Raw genomic sequence first — 13,405 nt, 5'->3', positions numbered from 1 at the left:
TCTAACCTCCCAGTGGCTGGCCTGCGGCGGCCATACAATGGGCGTAGTACACCTGACCAAGTGCTATACCACCATCGTTTGGCGGAACCAGACTGTGGCAGTGCACCGTAAAGTTGTTCTGGCGCAACAATTTAGCAACAGTTTCTGTCAGGCGCTTGTTCTGGAAGACACCACCAGACAGGAAAACTTGCGATTCACCGACCTCTATGGCCACAGATAAGATCATCTGGGCGAGAGTATTGTGAAAGACCGCTGCACGCTGTGGCAGAGATCTTTCTTCATCGTAAATCAAGGCACTGACGCTCGGCGCCCAATCCAGTTGCCACTGGTTACCGCGCCTCTGAAGATCAAAGGGATAGGCATCCGGGCTTTGAATACCACGGGCGGAGTGCTCGATGGCCATTGCCGCCTGGCCTTCATAACTGATGTGGCTGCTGAGCCCGAGCAGTGCCGCGACAGCATCAAACAGGCGCCCGGCACTACTGCACTGGGGGCTGTTAATTTCTCCCTTGAGCATAGTGACCAGGTTGCGGCGTTCGCTACGGGAGAAGCAGCGTTTTAGTAAATCATGTTGAAGCGCCACAAAGCCGGATATTTCAAAGAGGAGCCCCGCTGCAGCGCGGCGTGGCTCACGCACAGCCTTTTCGCCACCTGGCAGCGGAAAAGTGCGCAGGCTGGCGATACGTTTGACTGTAGATGCGCCATTCCAGTGAAGAAATTCGCCCCCGCGGACCACGCCACTGCTGTCATAACCCGTGCCATCCCAGCAGATCCCCAGTGCTGAACCAACGTAGTTATGCTCAGCCATGCAGGAGAAAAAGTGTGCGGTATGATGCTGTACCCCCAACTTGGCAGCTGACTTTTTTTGTGCCCAACGGTGGGAGGTATAGCCGGGGTGCAAATCGTGAATCAGGGTTTGTGGTTCACACTGTTGAAAACTGGTTAGCTCCTCAATCGCCTGATCAAAACGTTCAACACTGGTAGCATTGCCCAAGTCGCCAATGTGCTGGCTTGAGTAGATCCAGCCGGACCGAGACAGGGCGACGGTATTTTTCAGGTCCGCACCCAGCGCCAGGTAAGTTCTATTGTTCTCAGTGTTTTCCTGTGTGATTTGTGGACGTACCAGCGGCAGGGGCGCAAAGCCTCTGGCACGACGCAGCATCAGCGGACGATTCTCGATGACTCGAAGTACAGAATCATCGAGGGGACGCAAAATTTGACGATTGTGTATGAGGAAGCAATCGGCAATTTTCCCCAGTCGCTCCAATGCCTCATTGTTCTCGATACAGATCGGTTCCTCAGCGAGGTTGCCGCTGGTGGCAACTAGTGGTGCACCATATTTCTGGGTTAAGAGTTGGTGCAGGGGAGATGCCGGTAACATCACCCCCAATTCCGGGGAATCCGGTGCTACCAGGCTATGTACTCTGTGTCTTGCTTCGGCTTTTGCCTCCAGTAATACAATCGGCCTCTCCCGGGATACCAAGAGGACGGACTCGAGCTTCGAGATCTGGCAATCCCTGCGCACAGCTTCCAGCGAAGAATACAAAAGCGCGAAAGGTTTGTGCGGGCGATGTTTGCGCTTACGCAACTGCTCCAGGGCTTGGCCATCAGCTGCATCCACAAGCAACTGGAAGCCTCCGACTCCTTTTAGTGCAACAACCTGCCCTTTTGATATTGCCGCCAGGGCGCTGTCCAGGGCTTCATTATTTACAGCCAGTGTGTTGCCTTCGCGACTGGTCAACTGCAGTTCTGGGCCACACTGCGGGCAGGCATTGGGCTCGGCATGAAAGCGGCGATCGGAGGGGGTTGTGTACTCCTTGCGACATTCTTCGCAAAGTGCAAATTCCGACATCGTGGTATTGGCCCGATCATAGGGGAGTGTGTCGATAATACTGAAGCGCGGGCCGCACAGGGTGCAGTTGATAAACGGGTAGTTATGGCGCCGGTTGCCGGGGTCTGCCAACTCGGCCAGACAATGATCACATGGCGCTAAATCAGGCAGGATAAGCGTCGATTTCTGCGAGTTCGCGGTACTTTCACGAATCTCAAATCCCCCATCCCCCTGCATGGGCATCAGTTTTGTGTGGATACTGAAAATTTGGCTGTGAGACGGCTTTTCCTGCGCTAGCCTTCGTAAAAACTTGGCAATGATCTGGGGATCACCCTCTACCTCTATCCGTACACCGCCACTATGGTTGGCCACCCAACCATCCAGTTTGCATTCATTGGCCAGACGATAGACAAAAGGGCGAAACCCCACCCCCTGCACCAGGCCGGTAATCTCTACCTGCTGGCGCTCATTGTCCATCCCTGGCCTCGAATTGCAGGTTCTCCAGAACAATATCCTGGGCCTCGGCGTGATGAATATCTGTGAGAACTTCTATCTCCAAGCGTAAGCCTTCCAGCGCAGTGCCAAAGATTTCCTGCTCAAAGTGCTCTCGCAAGTGGGAGGGGGATATATGCGCAAGCGCCCCAAGACGCAATTTAACACCTACCACCTTGCCATCTTCATCGGCAGAAAGCTGGCGGATCTTTTCTATCAGGTTTTTGATCAGGGATTGTTCGTGCATTGCTGACCTCCATTGTCAGCCTGTACAAGCGCAATGATTTGTTGTTCCGCAATAAGCGCGGCCTTCTCTACCTTGGCTGAGAGGTGATGCCCGCAGATGAAATCCTCTGCACAGATAGCAAAAATCTCCAGCTGCCGCGGTAGTGATTGCAGGGTTCTGCCCAGCTCTACAGCCTCTGCCAGGTTGAAGCCATGACAGGAGGTGTTACACAGACTGGGGGCCAGTGGTTCCAATAACCCATTGGCGCGTATTAAATTCCCCACATTTTTTCCATTTGAGAGTACTGCATCGAGCAGGCAGACCCGGCGATCTTTCCATTGTCCCAGCAGGCGCACCATATCCCCGCCACTTTCGAGAAATTCTGCTGAACCATCGAGAGATTGCCTTAACCTATGCAGCAGAAAAGGCCCCACTCCATCGTCACTTCGAAAGCGATTTCCCAGGCTAATTAATAGCCAGAGTTCAGGAACATCCTCGTTGGTCATGTTGCAAATGTAGCTGCAGGAAGTGGGTTGAGCAGGAAATACAGGGGTCATAGTTGCGAATGGCGCGCTCGCATAGACCTTGCAACTGGCTCTCGGGCAGATGCATGAATTTGGGGAGCATCTGGCGCAGGTCATGCTCGATTGTTTTCTGGTTTTGCGAGGTGGGCGCAACAATTTTTGCGTGGGTGATTTTGCCCCGTTGATCGATTTCGTAGCGGTGATATAGCAGGCCACGAGGGGCTTCAGTGGCCGCGCAGCCACTCGCTCGCTGAGGTTCGGTGGCGAGATATGGCTGAGCCGGTGGCTGGTAGTTATCAATAATGCGCAATGCTTCATCGAAGGCATAAAGTACTTCCAGGCAGCGAACAACAATACTCTTAAAGGGATTGTTACAGGGCGGTTTGAAGTTCAGCTCATCTGCGATCTGCCTCACCAATGGAGAAAGCCGCGGGTAATTAAGATTGAAACGCGCCAGGGGGCCGACCAGGTAGGCACCCCGTTCAACCAGCACACTATGCAGTGCGGTACTGTGTGGTACCTGCTCTTCACGAAAGTGCTTTTCGTAATCTTCCACTGAAATATCCAAGCCGCGACTTGAGCGGATACGCCCCTCATTCATCGGGTATTCGTCGGGATTAACCAGGGATACGTACTCGATTTCCTGTGTATTGTCGGGGAATGGCAGTTTGGCAGCCCAGCGACATATTTGTCCGGCCAGGTCGCGAGCAGTAGAGAGCTGGTCGCGCAAACCGTCCATTTGTTCAGATTTCGGAGCGCGGTAAAAACCACCAACCCGCACATTGATTGGGTGAACTTCCCTGCCCCCCAGCATGCGCACCAGGGCATTGCCTGCTTTCTTGATTTCCAAAGCCTGCCGGACGACTTCCGGGTGATCCTTGGCCATGGCCACCGCATTGGGATAGCCAAGAAAGTCTGGCGCATGCAGCATGCTGACATGGAGCATATGACTCTCTATCCATTCGCCACAGTAGAGCAGCCGTCGCAGGGTTCTGAGTTCAGGGGTGACGACCAGATCCAAGGCATTTTCCATCGCGTGCAGGGCACTCATCTGGTAAGCCACGGGACAGATACCACAGATACGGGCAGTGATATCCGGCGCCTCGGTGTAATCGCGTCCGCGCAGGAAAGCTTCAAAGAAACGCGGCGGCTCAAAGATCTTCAGCTTTACCTCATGGACCTCGGTGTCGTCATAACGAATAAAAAGCGCACCCTCGCCCTCAACACGCGCAAGATATTCGACTTTGATGGTTTTACTATTGCCCGCCATTCTTAATAAAGTCCTTTAAGTCTTACCTTTCCGCCCTTGATCCCACTCCTTACTTTTTACTTTAAAATGTTTTGCTAAGGCATTGTAATTGCGAAGATTTTCAATGATTGTGGCTTTGTCCGCGCCAAGCTTTTCCGCCCACCAATGGCAAAGGGATTCGCTGTTTGGGTTTTCCTTGGGGCCATAGCATGCATAGCAGCCGCGGTTGTAACTCGGGCAAAGTGCACCGCAACCGGCATGAGTGACCGGGCCCATGCAGAGGGTGCCATGAGCGACCCAGACACATACATTGCCTTTCAATTTGCACTCAATACAAACAGAGTGCGCAGCAACCTGTGGAGCCCGTTGATTCAGGAATGCACTGATAACTTCCAGTAGCTGAAGCTTATTGATAGGGCAGCCCTGCAGTTCAAAGTCCACTGGGACATGGGCGGAAATGGGCGTAGAGTCCTTGAGTGTTTCGATATACTCAGGCTCGGCATACACTACTGAAGTGAACTCACTGACATCGGCAAAATTGCGTAATGACTGGATGCCACCAGCCGTGGCGCAGGCACCGATACAAACCAGAAAACGGGACTGTCGCCTGACCTCCTGAATCCTGAGCACGTCGTTCGGTGTAGTAATTGATCCTTCCACCAGGGAAATATCGTAGGGGCCCTCTTCCACTTTACTGGAAGCTTCCAGGAAGTAGGCAATCTCCACTTCCTTGGCCAGGAGTAACAGCTCATCCTCACAATCGAGCAGGCTCAGCTGGCAACCGTCACAGGAGGTGAATTTCCACACCGCCAGTTTGGGCTTGTGCACATCAGCCGCTATAAGCTGTGTATCTGGAACCATGTACGAATATCCCGATAGCAGAATACAGGGCCGTCCTTACAGATAAAGTTTGGCCCCCACTGGCAATGTCCACAAAGGCCGGTCGCGCATTTCATGTTGCGCTCCATGGAAAGGTAGATTGCTGATTCCGGCACACCTTTACGCAGCAGTACCTGAATGCAAAAGCGCATCATTATTTCTGGTCCACACAGGAAGGCCACACTATTGGCGCCATCAATCCCGGTGGCCTGCAGGGGATCAGTGATCACGCCAATATGACCTGGCCAATTGTTATCGCCATAATCGACCGACATCACCACTTCAAGAGACCTCGACCACTGCTGCAATTCTGTCCGGTAGAGCAACTCTGATACTCTACGGGCACCATAGAACAGGTAGGTTTTATGGGCGCCGAGCAGATCCCGTTGAGCTTGGTAAATAACTGGCCGCAACGGTGCCAGTCCTAAACCACCGGCAATAATCAACAGATTTTTCCCCTGTGAGACTTCCAGGGGCCAGCCTCTACCAAAAGGGCCGCGTATACCCAGGCTATCGCCTTCGCGCAGTCGTTCGAGGGCCTGAGTCACAGAGCCCTGGGCGCGGATGGTATGCACCAAGGTACCGTCATCATTGGCGAGGTCACTAAAAGAAATAGCGGACTCCCCAGTACCAAATGCATAAAGCATGTTGAATTGGCCGGGTTGGAAACCTTCAGTGCTCTGTCTGGGCTTTGCCAGATGCAGCGTGAATGTGCCGGGATATTCCACGTACCGGTGTACCACCTGAAATACCGATGGAATCACGGTGACTTTCCAAGGTGCGAGGGATTGGGACCATAGATATCCAACAGCTGTATACGCGCGGACTGCAACCGCTCAGTAGCGATACGGGCAAAGCGCTTCATTAACTCAAATCCCAGACTCGGTTCCTTCTCGCACTTCTCCCTCAAGCAGGCACCGCCCAAGCGCAGACTGCGTACCTCATCCAGGGCCTTAGCATCAAAGGCGGAGATATAGGGCGGGAAAAGCCACGACCAGCCGAAGATGTCACCGGCATGTAGTGTAAGCAGGCACAGGGAGCCATGATTTGGCACAAAGCTTTCGACGGCCACCCGCCCGGCTCGGATGAGGAAGAAATGATTGGCCGGAGTATTTTCCCGAGCGAGGTAATCACCAGAGTGATAGACACAGTTCTTCGCGCAGGACGCCAGAAAATCAAGGTCGCTGTCCGGCAAGCCCTGAAAAAACGGGTGTTCGTGCAACAATGCGGCGATCGTCTTCACGGCTGCTCCAGGTTGCGAATAGTGCGAACTTCCTCGGTGAGGTCGATGCCCACAGGGCACCAGGTGATACAACGGCCACAGCCCACACAACCAGAGCTGCCAAACTGGTCGTGCCAGGTTGCCAATTTATGCGTCATCCACTGGCGGTAGCGGGAGCGGGTATCGGCGCGCACGGAACCCCCAGTAATGTGGCTGAAATCCGCGGTGAAGCAGGAATCCCAGCGCTCCCAGCGCTCGGCATGTTCGCCACTGAGATCCGTTGTATCTTCAACCGTAGAACAGAAGCAGGTTGGGCAGGCCATTGTACAATTGGCGCAGGACAGGCAGCGCTCTGCCACTTGCTCCCAGCTGGGGCTCTCATAGTTGCGGTACAGTAGTTCCTTCAAGTCGGAACTATCGAAGTGACGCGGCCCCTGGCGTATTTGTTCACCAGTCCGATCTACCGCCTCTGTGGCGAGTCTTCGTTCAGCCGCTGATGAGTTACGTAGAGGTAGCTGCTTCAGTATTTTTAATCCAGCCTCGGAACCACTCTCGATCAAGAAGAAATGCTGTTCACCATCAATTACTTCTGTCATGGTCAGGTCACTGGCCAGGGTTACTGCGGGGCCAGTATTCATCGAGGTACAAAAGCAGGTCTGAGCGGCTGATGTACAGTTAACTGCCACAGTAAACAGTTTGGTCCGCCTGTCATGATAACTATTATTCGGATAATCACCCTCAATCAGGACACGATCCTGAATAGCAATAGCGTGTAATTCACAGCTGCGCACGCCAAGAAAAGCCAGTTTGGGAGCCTCCTCTTTTAGCTCAATGACTTCAACATCCTGTCCTACACGGGAGGATTTCCAAACAGGGCGGGAGGATAATTGCAGGTACTTCTTCCAGGAGTGGGGTCCAACAGCATAACCAAAGTAAGCTTTATCAGTCCGGTGTTTTACCCGGTAACGTCCGCCCTCCTGTTCATCGGTCCACCCTTGTGGAAGGTCCGCAACCGAATTGACGGCACTGTAGCCGATGGCCTGGTCTTCAAGTACCGGACCATATAACTGGTAACCCTCATTGCGGATCGCTTGAATCAAGCGACCCAGATCGGCAGCTGTCAGCAGATTAGTCATAGTGCTTATAGGGAGTGATACCTGAAACCACCGAAGGGAATATCTGCATAATTGATTCCTTAAAAATCAAGGGATTAGTTCTGTTGCTGGCTATGGATTGATTCAGGTTTCAGCTGGACAGCTATTCAGGCGGAGCATGCACTTAAATCAGAGTCATTAGTATCGAACTAGAGTCACCTCTACAGCATTTCATCCTTAGAGAGTTCCTACCGCTTATATGGCCTTCCAGATAAAACAGAGGTGACATGAGAATTGTAGACTTGAGTAATGGAGTCTCGCTTTAGGAAAAATATCTCAATTAACTAGGAATAAAGTTTATGCTGGCAAGAACCTGTAAATCCGAGTGAATGGCCCATATCCTTTTTAATGCCAAAGCCTAAGTACACTTAACTTATTGAGCGACGACAATAATATTTCCCTGTCCGATCTGGGATGCGTATACGGAATTGCCTATAGAAGCCTGACTAATGTTTAGTGCATTGGATGCCCCCGCCTGAATTGCCATTACTACATTTAAGGTGCCTGATTGGCTAATAATTGCTGTATTCAGTGTTCCAGTCTGGCTCGCTGTTACCGAGTTCAAGCTGCCAGATTGCACAATGCTCAAGGAGTTTTCCGTACCATTCTGATGTGAAGTGGCTTTAATATACGAACCCACTTGCAATACTGTAGCGATATTTGCCTGGCCGGCTTGGTTAATCTCCGTTACGCTATTAGATAACAGTTCCTGCTCAATCTCAGCACTATTAAGTGATCCATCCTGGAGTATTGAGCCAATACTGTCCGATGTTGATATTTGATTGATTGTGGCATTATTGGAATTTCCCCTCTGGTTGATTGCCAGGGTATTTGTTGAACCTGTAATTTGGCCAAAGTCTGCTGAATTGGAGATCCCCTTTTGAATAACTACCGCCTTGCTGGAGGTTGCAGATTTCTGGGAACCAGTCGAAATATTGTAACCCCCTCCTGGGTAATCTCGACCGTGCTGTTTATTGTGGTGTCTTGGCTAAATGCCCCCAGGTTTGATACCCCCTTTTGATTGACTGATCCACTATTTCCACTGGAGTCTACTTGTGAATTGTTAGACCGGTTTCCAGTGCCTGTTTGGAACAAACTAATTGAACTGGATGTTGTATTTTCCTGCAAAGTTTCTGCTAAGTTACCTTGTCCTACTTGTTGAATTGTGACCGTGGCTTCAACACTGTCATTTTGCTCGATAGCAGTAACTGTATTGCCTTCACCACTCTGGGTGCTGTTAATTGTATTGTTATTACTACTATTGACTTGATAAGCCACAACGGAATTATTGTTACCGCTCTGTATCAAGTTGGTAACATTTCCGTTTACTGAGGAACCGGTTTGGTCGGAATTGGCTGTATTTTCTAATCCATCTTGAATGATTATTGTGGTGTTATTTTCTGCAATAACACTTCCACTGAATACTAACGCAGCTATGGTCACAATCTGAGTGTGGGACTTCATATCCACCTCCTATCCATGCAGGACTACATTTGACCAGGTGCGCATATGATGAACATGCTACCCAGCGCTCTGCTGAACCGGTGTTCAAGCGGATGATGCGCTAAAACCTCCGTCGGTTATACCTGATGCAGAATGATGGAAGTGGCGTTAATAAGCATAGATTCAGTAAATTTAGAGACAATAAATAAAGATTAGCGTCACTGGCGCGTTTGAGCTGTAGGAAAAAACTCCCAATTCCATGAGAAGAAAGTTTGGTACGATAACCGTATTACCAAGTCGGTCGATGTGATTGAGGCGCTGGATTATAGTGCCTCTGTCACTTAGTATTGTGCCAATCATGGATGAACCAGCCCATGGGCTAGGCAAAGCTTAACCGGGAAAATTCTGGGTTCTATTTGAGAGAATGGCTGGCAGGCCCCGCCTATCCAATATGAGAGTCAGGGGATATAGCAGTGAGACAAAACAGCGAAGATATCACCTATACCGCAACACCGCCGTTAGCCAAAGGATGGTTGCGTTGGTTATGGGGAGCACTGGCCTTTTTTTTTCTGCTGGTAGGGATAGTAGGAGCAATCCTGCCGGGTTTGCCTTCGGCCGTTTTTATTGTTCTAAGTGCCTGGGCGGCTTCCCGCAGCTCTGAACGTTTACACCAGTGGATTGAGGATCATCACCTGTTTGGACATCTGTTGCAAACCTGGCGGAGCGGCTATATCAGCCGTCGGACCAAGTTGCTGGCCACGCTGACAATGGTGCTATCCATAGCTGTGGCTATTCATCACTTCGGCAACCCCTATTTATTGCTGTTTATAGTTGGCGGTATTGGGTGCGGGATGCTTTGGATTTGGACCAGACCCGAGCCGAAAAAATAAATTCTCTTTTAATTGATCCTGCTATAGCCTAGAAATGCCATTAAATAACGTAGGTACAAGCTACTGAATAGTTCACATCAATGGTATCTCAGGCCAAAATGTTCCTCCTTTTATTGCAGCAAAGGACTACCCTTAAATGGGTATTGACCGCTAAATCTTGTCATTATGTTCTCTTTAACTGGTAGGAATTTGAATAGAATAAAAAAGTTAAAGATTAAAGTCTCATTGTGGTCAAATTGGCAGTGTAAGCGGTTGACATTGAGTTTCAGAAGAATATCCTCTCCGCCCTTCTGTTGATCGGGACGCCCAGTTTAAGACGCCCAGTTTAATTGGTACCCTACTTACAATATGAATGTATCGGGAAGGTCTGGCCATATAAGTACTTAGGTACTTTTGTTCACCAGGCGATAACAACAAGGATGTTTTAATGCAGAATTCCTATCAGGTATCGGAAAGTACGGTGGAAAATGAAATCCATATCTATAAGCCCAGTATTGTCTGGAAGATATTGTTTTTCCTGCTGGTACCCCTTGAGATCTGGTCACAATATGAAGCTTTCGTACTAAATGAATACAACCAGTCTATTTGGTGGCTAGCTGCCAGCCTCTTCATCTACATCACTTACTTTGTGGGCTTCTATGGTCTGGCTTTTGCGAAGAAAATCGCCACTCGAAAGTTTTGGGGTTTCTTTTTGCCGGTCATAATGGCGACTGATATCTATGAGGTGGGCACTGTGGTAGCCACTATGAATATGGCTGTACTTGAAAACCAGATGATTCTTCTATTTATCTCACCAATTATGCTACTCCTCTGGTTTGTAATTTTTAGATATAGAAATGTCCTGAGATATATAAAGTAAAAGCCAGCGGATAGACTGATAGCTGTTTTTTGGCCCCAACAGCTGGCTTATGTCTGAGGTATATCCGAATACCATTACTACTTAGTGTGCATCCCCATACAACCTGTGCCTAACTGGGTAACATTGATCGACTCACTTGTTCCGGATTCTGTAGCTATTTCGGTATTGGAAGTACTAACTTGCTCTAGCTGCTGCCTATTGTGCCATTCTGCGAAAGACATACATCGTTGAGATTCCTTATTTGATTTGTAATAAGCACGCTGGTAAATCAAGTCAGAAGTTTCTTTTTCCCTCTGGCAATAGCTGATTATCTGAGAGGAAAAGCCTGGGAGAAGCACCTATTGCCTGTTGTATGGTAGAAATCTATTACTACCCCAGGTCTTCTGGCCACAGGCACCAAAAGACAAACATTCTGTGGCGAACGATTCAATAAGAGTATTTGTCCAGTCCTTACGCTTGCTGTATAACCATACAGTCTTTTCACCGCCTAATAGCCCATGACTGAGCCAGTAGAACTAGCACCCGATTACTACCTAACCAACTTCTTCACTCTGGTCGCCTTCGTTATGGACCGGTATGGGACATTGCTTTCGAAGGAAGAGAGCAAGTTTTATCACGATTTCCAGTCGCTTGGCATCGATAGCCAAAAGCTCTATGTGAGGTTATTGTCACGCAAAGGTAGCCCCTCATCGGCTGGAGCTGTATTTCGCCTAAGCAAACTGAAGTACACAGAGATAAAAGACCTGCCCTCTGCCGCCGAGGAACTACAAAAAATTGGCTTGCTGCACTGCAACCCTCAAATACCGTTTGAAGAACTACTCCCTCTCTTCACCAAGCCCGAATTATTTAGTGCAAGTACAAGCCACCTGCCGAAAACACTGAAGCGTACCGAATTAGAGGCAGCCCTACTGGAACAGGCTGGATTGGAACAAGAGGGGCGTGCTGATTCTGGTATTAAGGCGATGCTGAGCGGCGAAACCCTATTGGCAGTTCAATATGCCAGCTGTTTTGAAACGTTTAAACTGTGCTTTTTTGGCAACCTCAACCAAGACCTGACGGACTATGTCCTGCGCGATCTCGGGTTTTTCCGCTATGAAAACTACCCTCTGGATCGTCAAAACCTGCCTTTCCAAAGCCGCGAGCAGCTAGATCAGCACCTGGACTATTACCGTAGTTTAGCTTTGGCTGAACAGGCCTTGAAAGGAGATGCTTCAGATATCCTCGCCCTGGTAGAACAGTTGCCCCTAGGCATTCGTGGGGATGTAACACTTCACCGGCGCCTGGACCGCTTGCGTCTAAAGCTGGCCCGTCAATTGGAACGCCTGGATCAGCCGGAAGCGGCGGACCATTTATATCAAACGTGCCAGCGCCCACCTGCAAGGGAGAGGCGGGCTCGTATTGCAGTAAAGCATGGAAATACCCAGAAGGGTCTCTCTCTTTGCCTGCAGATTCTGGAAGAGCCTTTTGACGAAGCGGAGAGAAATTTTGCTGAGAGCTTTGGACACCGTACGGCCAAAGATCTGGATTGTGCCCATAAGTGGCCTGCCCCAAAACGCTATCGCCCCCCCACTGAACTGATTACTTTACCCGAGGGGCCTGAGCGAGTTGAGATCCAGGTTGCCTCACACCTTGAGCACTTGTCGGACGGTAGCTGTTATTACGTGGAGAACTGCCTGCTTAACGGTATCCTGGGGCTCTACATCTGGGAGATCCTGTTCGCACCAGTACCGGGGGCTTTCTTTAACCCGTTCCAGTCTGCTCCCAGTGACTACCGGACACCTGATTTCTTCCTCGCACGCCGCTCCCTGTTTGAACAGCGGCTGGCAAATCTCAACAAAGAAATTCTGCAAGAGAAGGTATGGCGTACCTACCGTGAAAAGAGGGGTATCTCAAACCCACTGGTTGCCTGGGATGCCCTATCAGAGGAACTATTGACGAATGCCATAGAGCGAATCCCGCCTGCACACTGGAAAGCCTGCTTTCGGCGCCTACTGAGTGATATTGGACACAATAGCAGTGGACTTCCAGATCTGATTCTTTTCCCGGCAGCAGGTGGTTATGAATTGGTCGAGGTCAAAGGCCCCGGTGACCGGCTACAGCAAAATCAGCAGCGCTGGCTCACGTTCTTTGCCGGTCAGCAGATTCCCCACCGGGTTATCCATGTAGAGTGGCAATTGCCTTGAGTGATTCGAAGGTAGAAGCCTGCTTAGCAATTGAAGTTGGTTCTGCTGAAGAGGCGCCACTCCTGCGCCTGTCGGTAGGTGAGCTGGTTGCATTTTCCTGCCGCAGTGGTGACCTGATTAACGATACGGGGCCTGGCCCCTCCGCGCTGGAGGGTATTCGCGCGCATCAGAAATTGCAAAAACAACGCCCCAAAGGCAGCGAAGCCGAGTACTTCTTACAGGTTCAAGTGCCAATTGAAGACTATAAAGTTGTATTGAGCGGCAGGGCCGATATCTTTCACCCACAAACCGACCTGCATACTCCGGCGCAGATCGATGAAATCAAAACCACTTACTGCCCCCCTCGAAATTACCTGAGTCTATTCGACAATTACAGTGGTCACAGCTGAAAGTCTACGGATTTTGCTACCTGCTCCAACAAGATCCAGAGCGAGACGCTCCTCGTGAGCGGGT

General features: G+C 50.3%; 14 protein-coding genes. 4 read left to right on the top strand and 10 right to left on the bottom strand.

What is annotated here, in order from left to right:
* Position 1: 1 nt before the first annotated feature.
* The 10 genes from hypF to GL2_RS17570 all read right to left on the bottom strand — a co-directional run bounded on the left by hypF (position 2) and on the right by GL2_RS17570 (position 9,041).
* Positions 2-2,308: a carbamoyltransferase HypF gene (gene hypF, locus GL2_RS17615; protein ID WP_143731952.1), complete on the bottom strand. Its 2,307-nt coding sequence runs from the start codon at positions 2,306-2,308 to the stop codon at positions 2-4.
* Positions 2,298-2,570: a hydrogenase/urease maturation nickel metallochaperone HypA gene (locus GL2_RS17610; RefSeq protein WP_143731950.1), complete on the bottom strand. Its 273-nt coding sequence runs from the start codon at positions 2,568-2,570 to the stop codon at positions 2,298-2,300. The genes hypF and GL2_RS17610 overlap by 11 nt, the downstream gene beginning before the upstream one ends.
* A complete protein-coding gene (locus GL2_RS17605; protein WP_172621190.1) occupies positions 2,552-3,055 on the bottom strand; it encodes a hydrogenase maturation protease in 504 nt (167 codons plus the stop codon). Before GL2_RS17605 ends, GL2_RS17610 begins: the two co-directional genes overlap by 19 nt.
* On the bottom strand, positions 3,033-4,343 hold the full coding sequence (locus GL2_RS17600) for a Ni/Fe hydrogenase subunit alpha (protein ID WP_143731946.1): 1,311 nt from the start codon (positions 4,341-4,343) through the stop codon (positions 3,033-3,035). Before GL2_RS17600 ends, GL2_RS17605 begins: the two co-directional genes overlap by 23 nt.
* Before the next feature lie 15 nt (positions 4,344-4,358).
* Positions 4,359-5,183 carry an oxidoreductase gene (locus tag GL2_RS17595; RefSeq protein ID WP_143731944.1) on the bottom strand — a complete coding sequence of 275 codons (825 nt, stop codon included), beginning with the start codon at positions 5,181-5,183 and terminating at the stop codon, positions 4,359-4,361.
* The gene (locus GL2_RS17590; RefSeq protein ID WP_232053673.1) at positions 5,159-5,965 is read right to left on the bottom strand and encodes an FAD/NAD(P)-binding protein; all 807 of its coding nucleotides are present in this window, start codon (positions 5,963-5,965) and stop codon (positions 5,159-5,161) included. The genes GL2_RS17595 and GL2_RS17590 overlap by 25 nt, the downstream gene beginning before the upstream one ends.
* A complete protein-coding gene (locus GL2_RS17585) occupies positions 5,962-6,444 on the bottom strand; it encodes a cyclic nucleotide-binding domain-containing protein (protein WP_143731942.1) in 483 nt (160 codons plus the stop codon). The genes GL2_RS17590 and GL2_RS17585 overlap by 4 nt, the downstream gene beginning before the upstream one ends.
* Positions 6,441-7,559, bottom strand: coding sequence for a 4Fe-4S dicluster domain-containing protein (locus GL2_RS17580; protein WP_143731940.1), 1,119 nt, complete (start codon positions 7,557-7,559; stop codon positions 6,441-6,443). Before GL2_RS17580 ends, GL2_RS17585 begins: the two co-directional genes overlap by 4 nt.
* A 391-nt stretch (positions 7,560-7,950) precedes the next feature.
* Positions 7,951-8,157 carry a hypothetical protein gene (locus tag GL2_RS22460; protein WP_370452158.1) on the bottom strand — a complete coding sequence of 69 codons (207 nt, stop codon included), beginning with the start codon at positions 8,155-8,157 and terminating at the stop codon, positions 7,951-7,953.
* Between the two features lie 308 nt (positions 8,158-8,465).
* On the bottom strand, positions 8,466-9,041 hold the full coding sequence (locus GL2_RS17570; protein ID WP_143731939.1) for a hypothetical protein: 576 nt from the start codon (positions 9,039-9,041) through the stop codon (positions 8,466-8,468).
* A 452-nt stretch (positions 9,042-9,493) separates the two neighbouring features.
* On the opposite strand from GL2_RS17570, the gene GL2_RS17565 reads away from it, so the two are divergent.
* The 4 genes from GL2_RS17565 to GL2_RS22020 all read left to right on the top strand — a co-directional run bounded on the left by GL2_RS17565 (position 9,494) and on the right by GL2_RS22020 (position 13,341).
* Complete coding sequence (locus GL2_RS17565) at positions 9,494-9,910, top strand: YbaN family protein (RefSeq protein ID WP_143731938.1); 417 nt, start codon at positions 9,494-9,496, stop codon at positions 9,908-9,910.
* A gap of 427 nt (positions 9,911-10,337) precedes the next feature.
* A complete protein-coding gene (locus GL2_RS17560) occupies positions 10,338-10,769 on the top strand; it encodes a hypothetical protein (RefSeq protein WP_143731937.1) in 432 nt (143 codons plus the stop codon).
* Between the two features lie 497 nt (positions 10,770-11,266).
* Positions 11,267-12,952 (top strand): VRR-NUC domain-containing protein, encoded by a 1,686-nt coding sequence (locus tag GL2_RS17555; RefSeq protein WP_143731935.1) that lies wholly within the window; start codon positions 11,267-11,269, stop codon positions 12,950-12,952.
* Complete coding sequence (locus GL2_RS22020; protein WP_232053672.1) at positions 12,949-13,341, top strand: hypothetical protein; 393 nt, start codon at positions 12,949-12,951, stop codon at positions 13,339-13,341. Before GL2_RS17555 ends, GL2_RS22020 begins: the two co-directional genes overlap by 4 nt.
* The last annotated feature ends 64 nt before the right edge of the window (positions 13,342-13,405 follow it).

It is taken from the genome of Microbulbifer sp. GL-2 (assembly GCF_007183175.1).
Classification (GTDB): Bacteria; Pseudomonadota; Gammaproteobacteria; order Pseudomonadales; family Cellvibrionaceae; genus Microbulbifer.
This window is presented reverse-complemented; position numbering and strand designations above follow the sequence as displayed.

Bases quoted from the DNA above. Each gene is read 5' to 3' on its own strand.
- hypF (WP_143731952.1), bottom strand. From the start codon at position 2,308: ATGGACAATGAGCGCCAGCAGGTAGAGATTACCGGCCTGGTGCAGGGG.
- GL2_RS17610 (WP_143731950.1), bottom strand. From the start codon at position 2,570: ATGCACGAACAATCCCTGATCAAAAACCTGATAGAAAAGATCCGCCAG.
- GL2_RS17605 (WP_172621190.1), bottom strand. From the start codon at position 3,055: ATGACCAACGAGGATGTTCCTGAACTCTGGCTATTAATTAGCCTGGGA.
- GL2_RS17600 (WP_143731946.1), bottom strand. From the start codon at position 4,343: ATGGCGGGCAATAGTAAAACCATCAAAGTCGAATATCTTGCGCGTGTT.
- GL2_RS17595 (WP_143731944.1), bottom strand. From the start codon at position 5,183: ATGGTTCCAGATACACAGCTTATAGCGGCTGATGTGCACAAGCCCAAA.
- GL2_RS17580 (WP_143731940.1), bottom strand. From the start codon at position 7,559: ATGACTAATCTGCTGACAGCTGCCGATCTGGGTCGCTTGATTCAAGCG.
- GL2_RS17570 (WP_143731939.1), bottom strand. From the start codon at position 9,041: ATGAAGTCCCACACTCAGATTGTGACCATAGCTGCGTTAGTATTCAGT.
- GL2_RS17560 (WP_143731937.1), top strand. From the start codon at position 10,338: ATGCAGAATTCCTATCAGGTATCGGAAAGTACGGTGGAAAATGAAATC.
- GL2_RS17555 (WP_143731935.1), top strand. From the start codon at position 11,267: ATGACTGAGCCAGTAGAACTAGCACCCGATTACTACCTAACCAACTTC.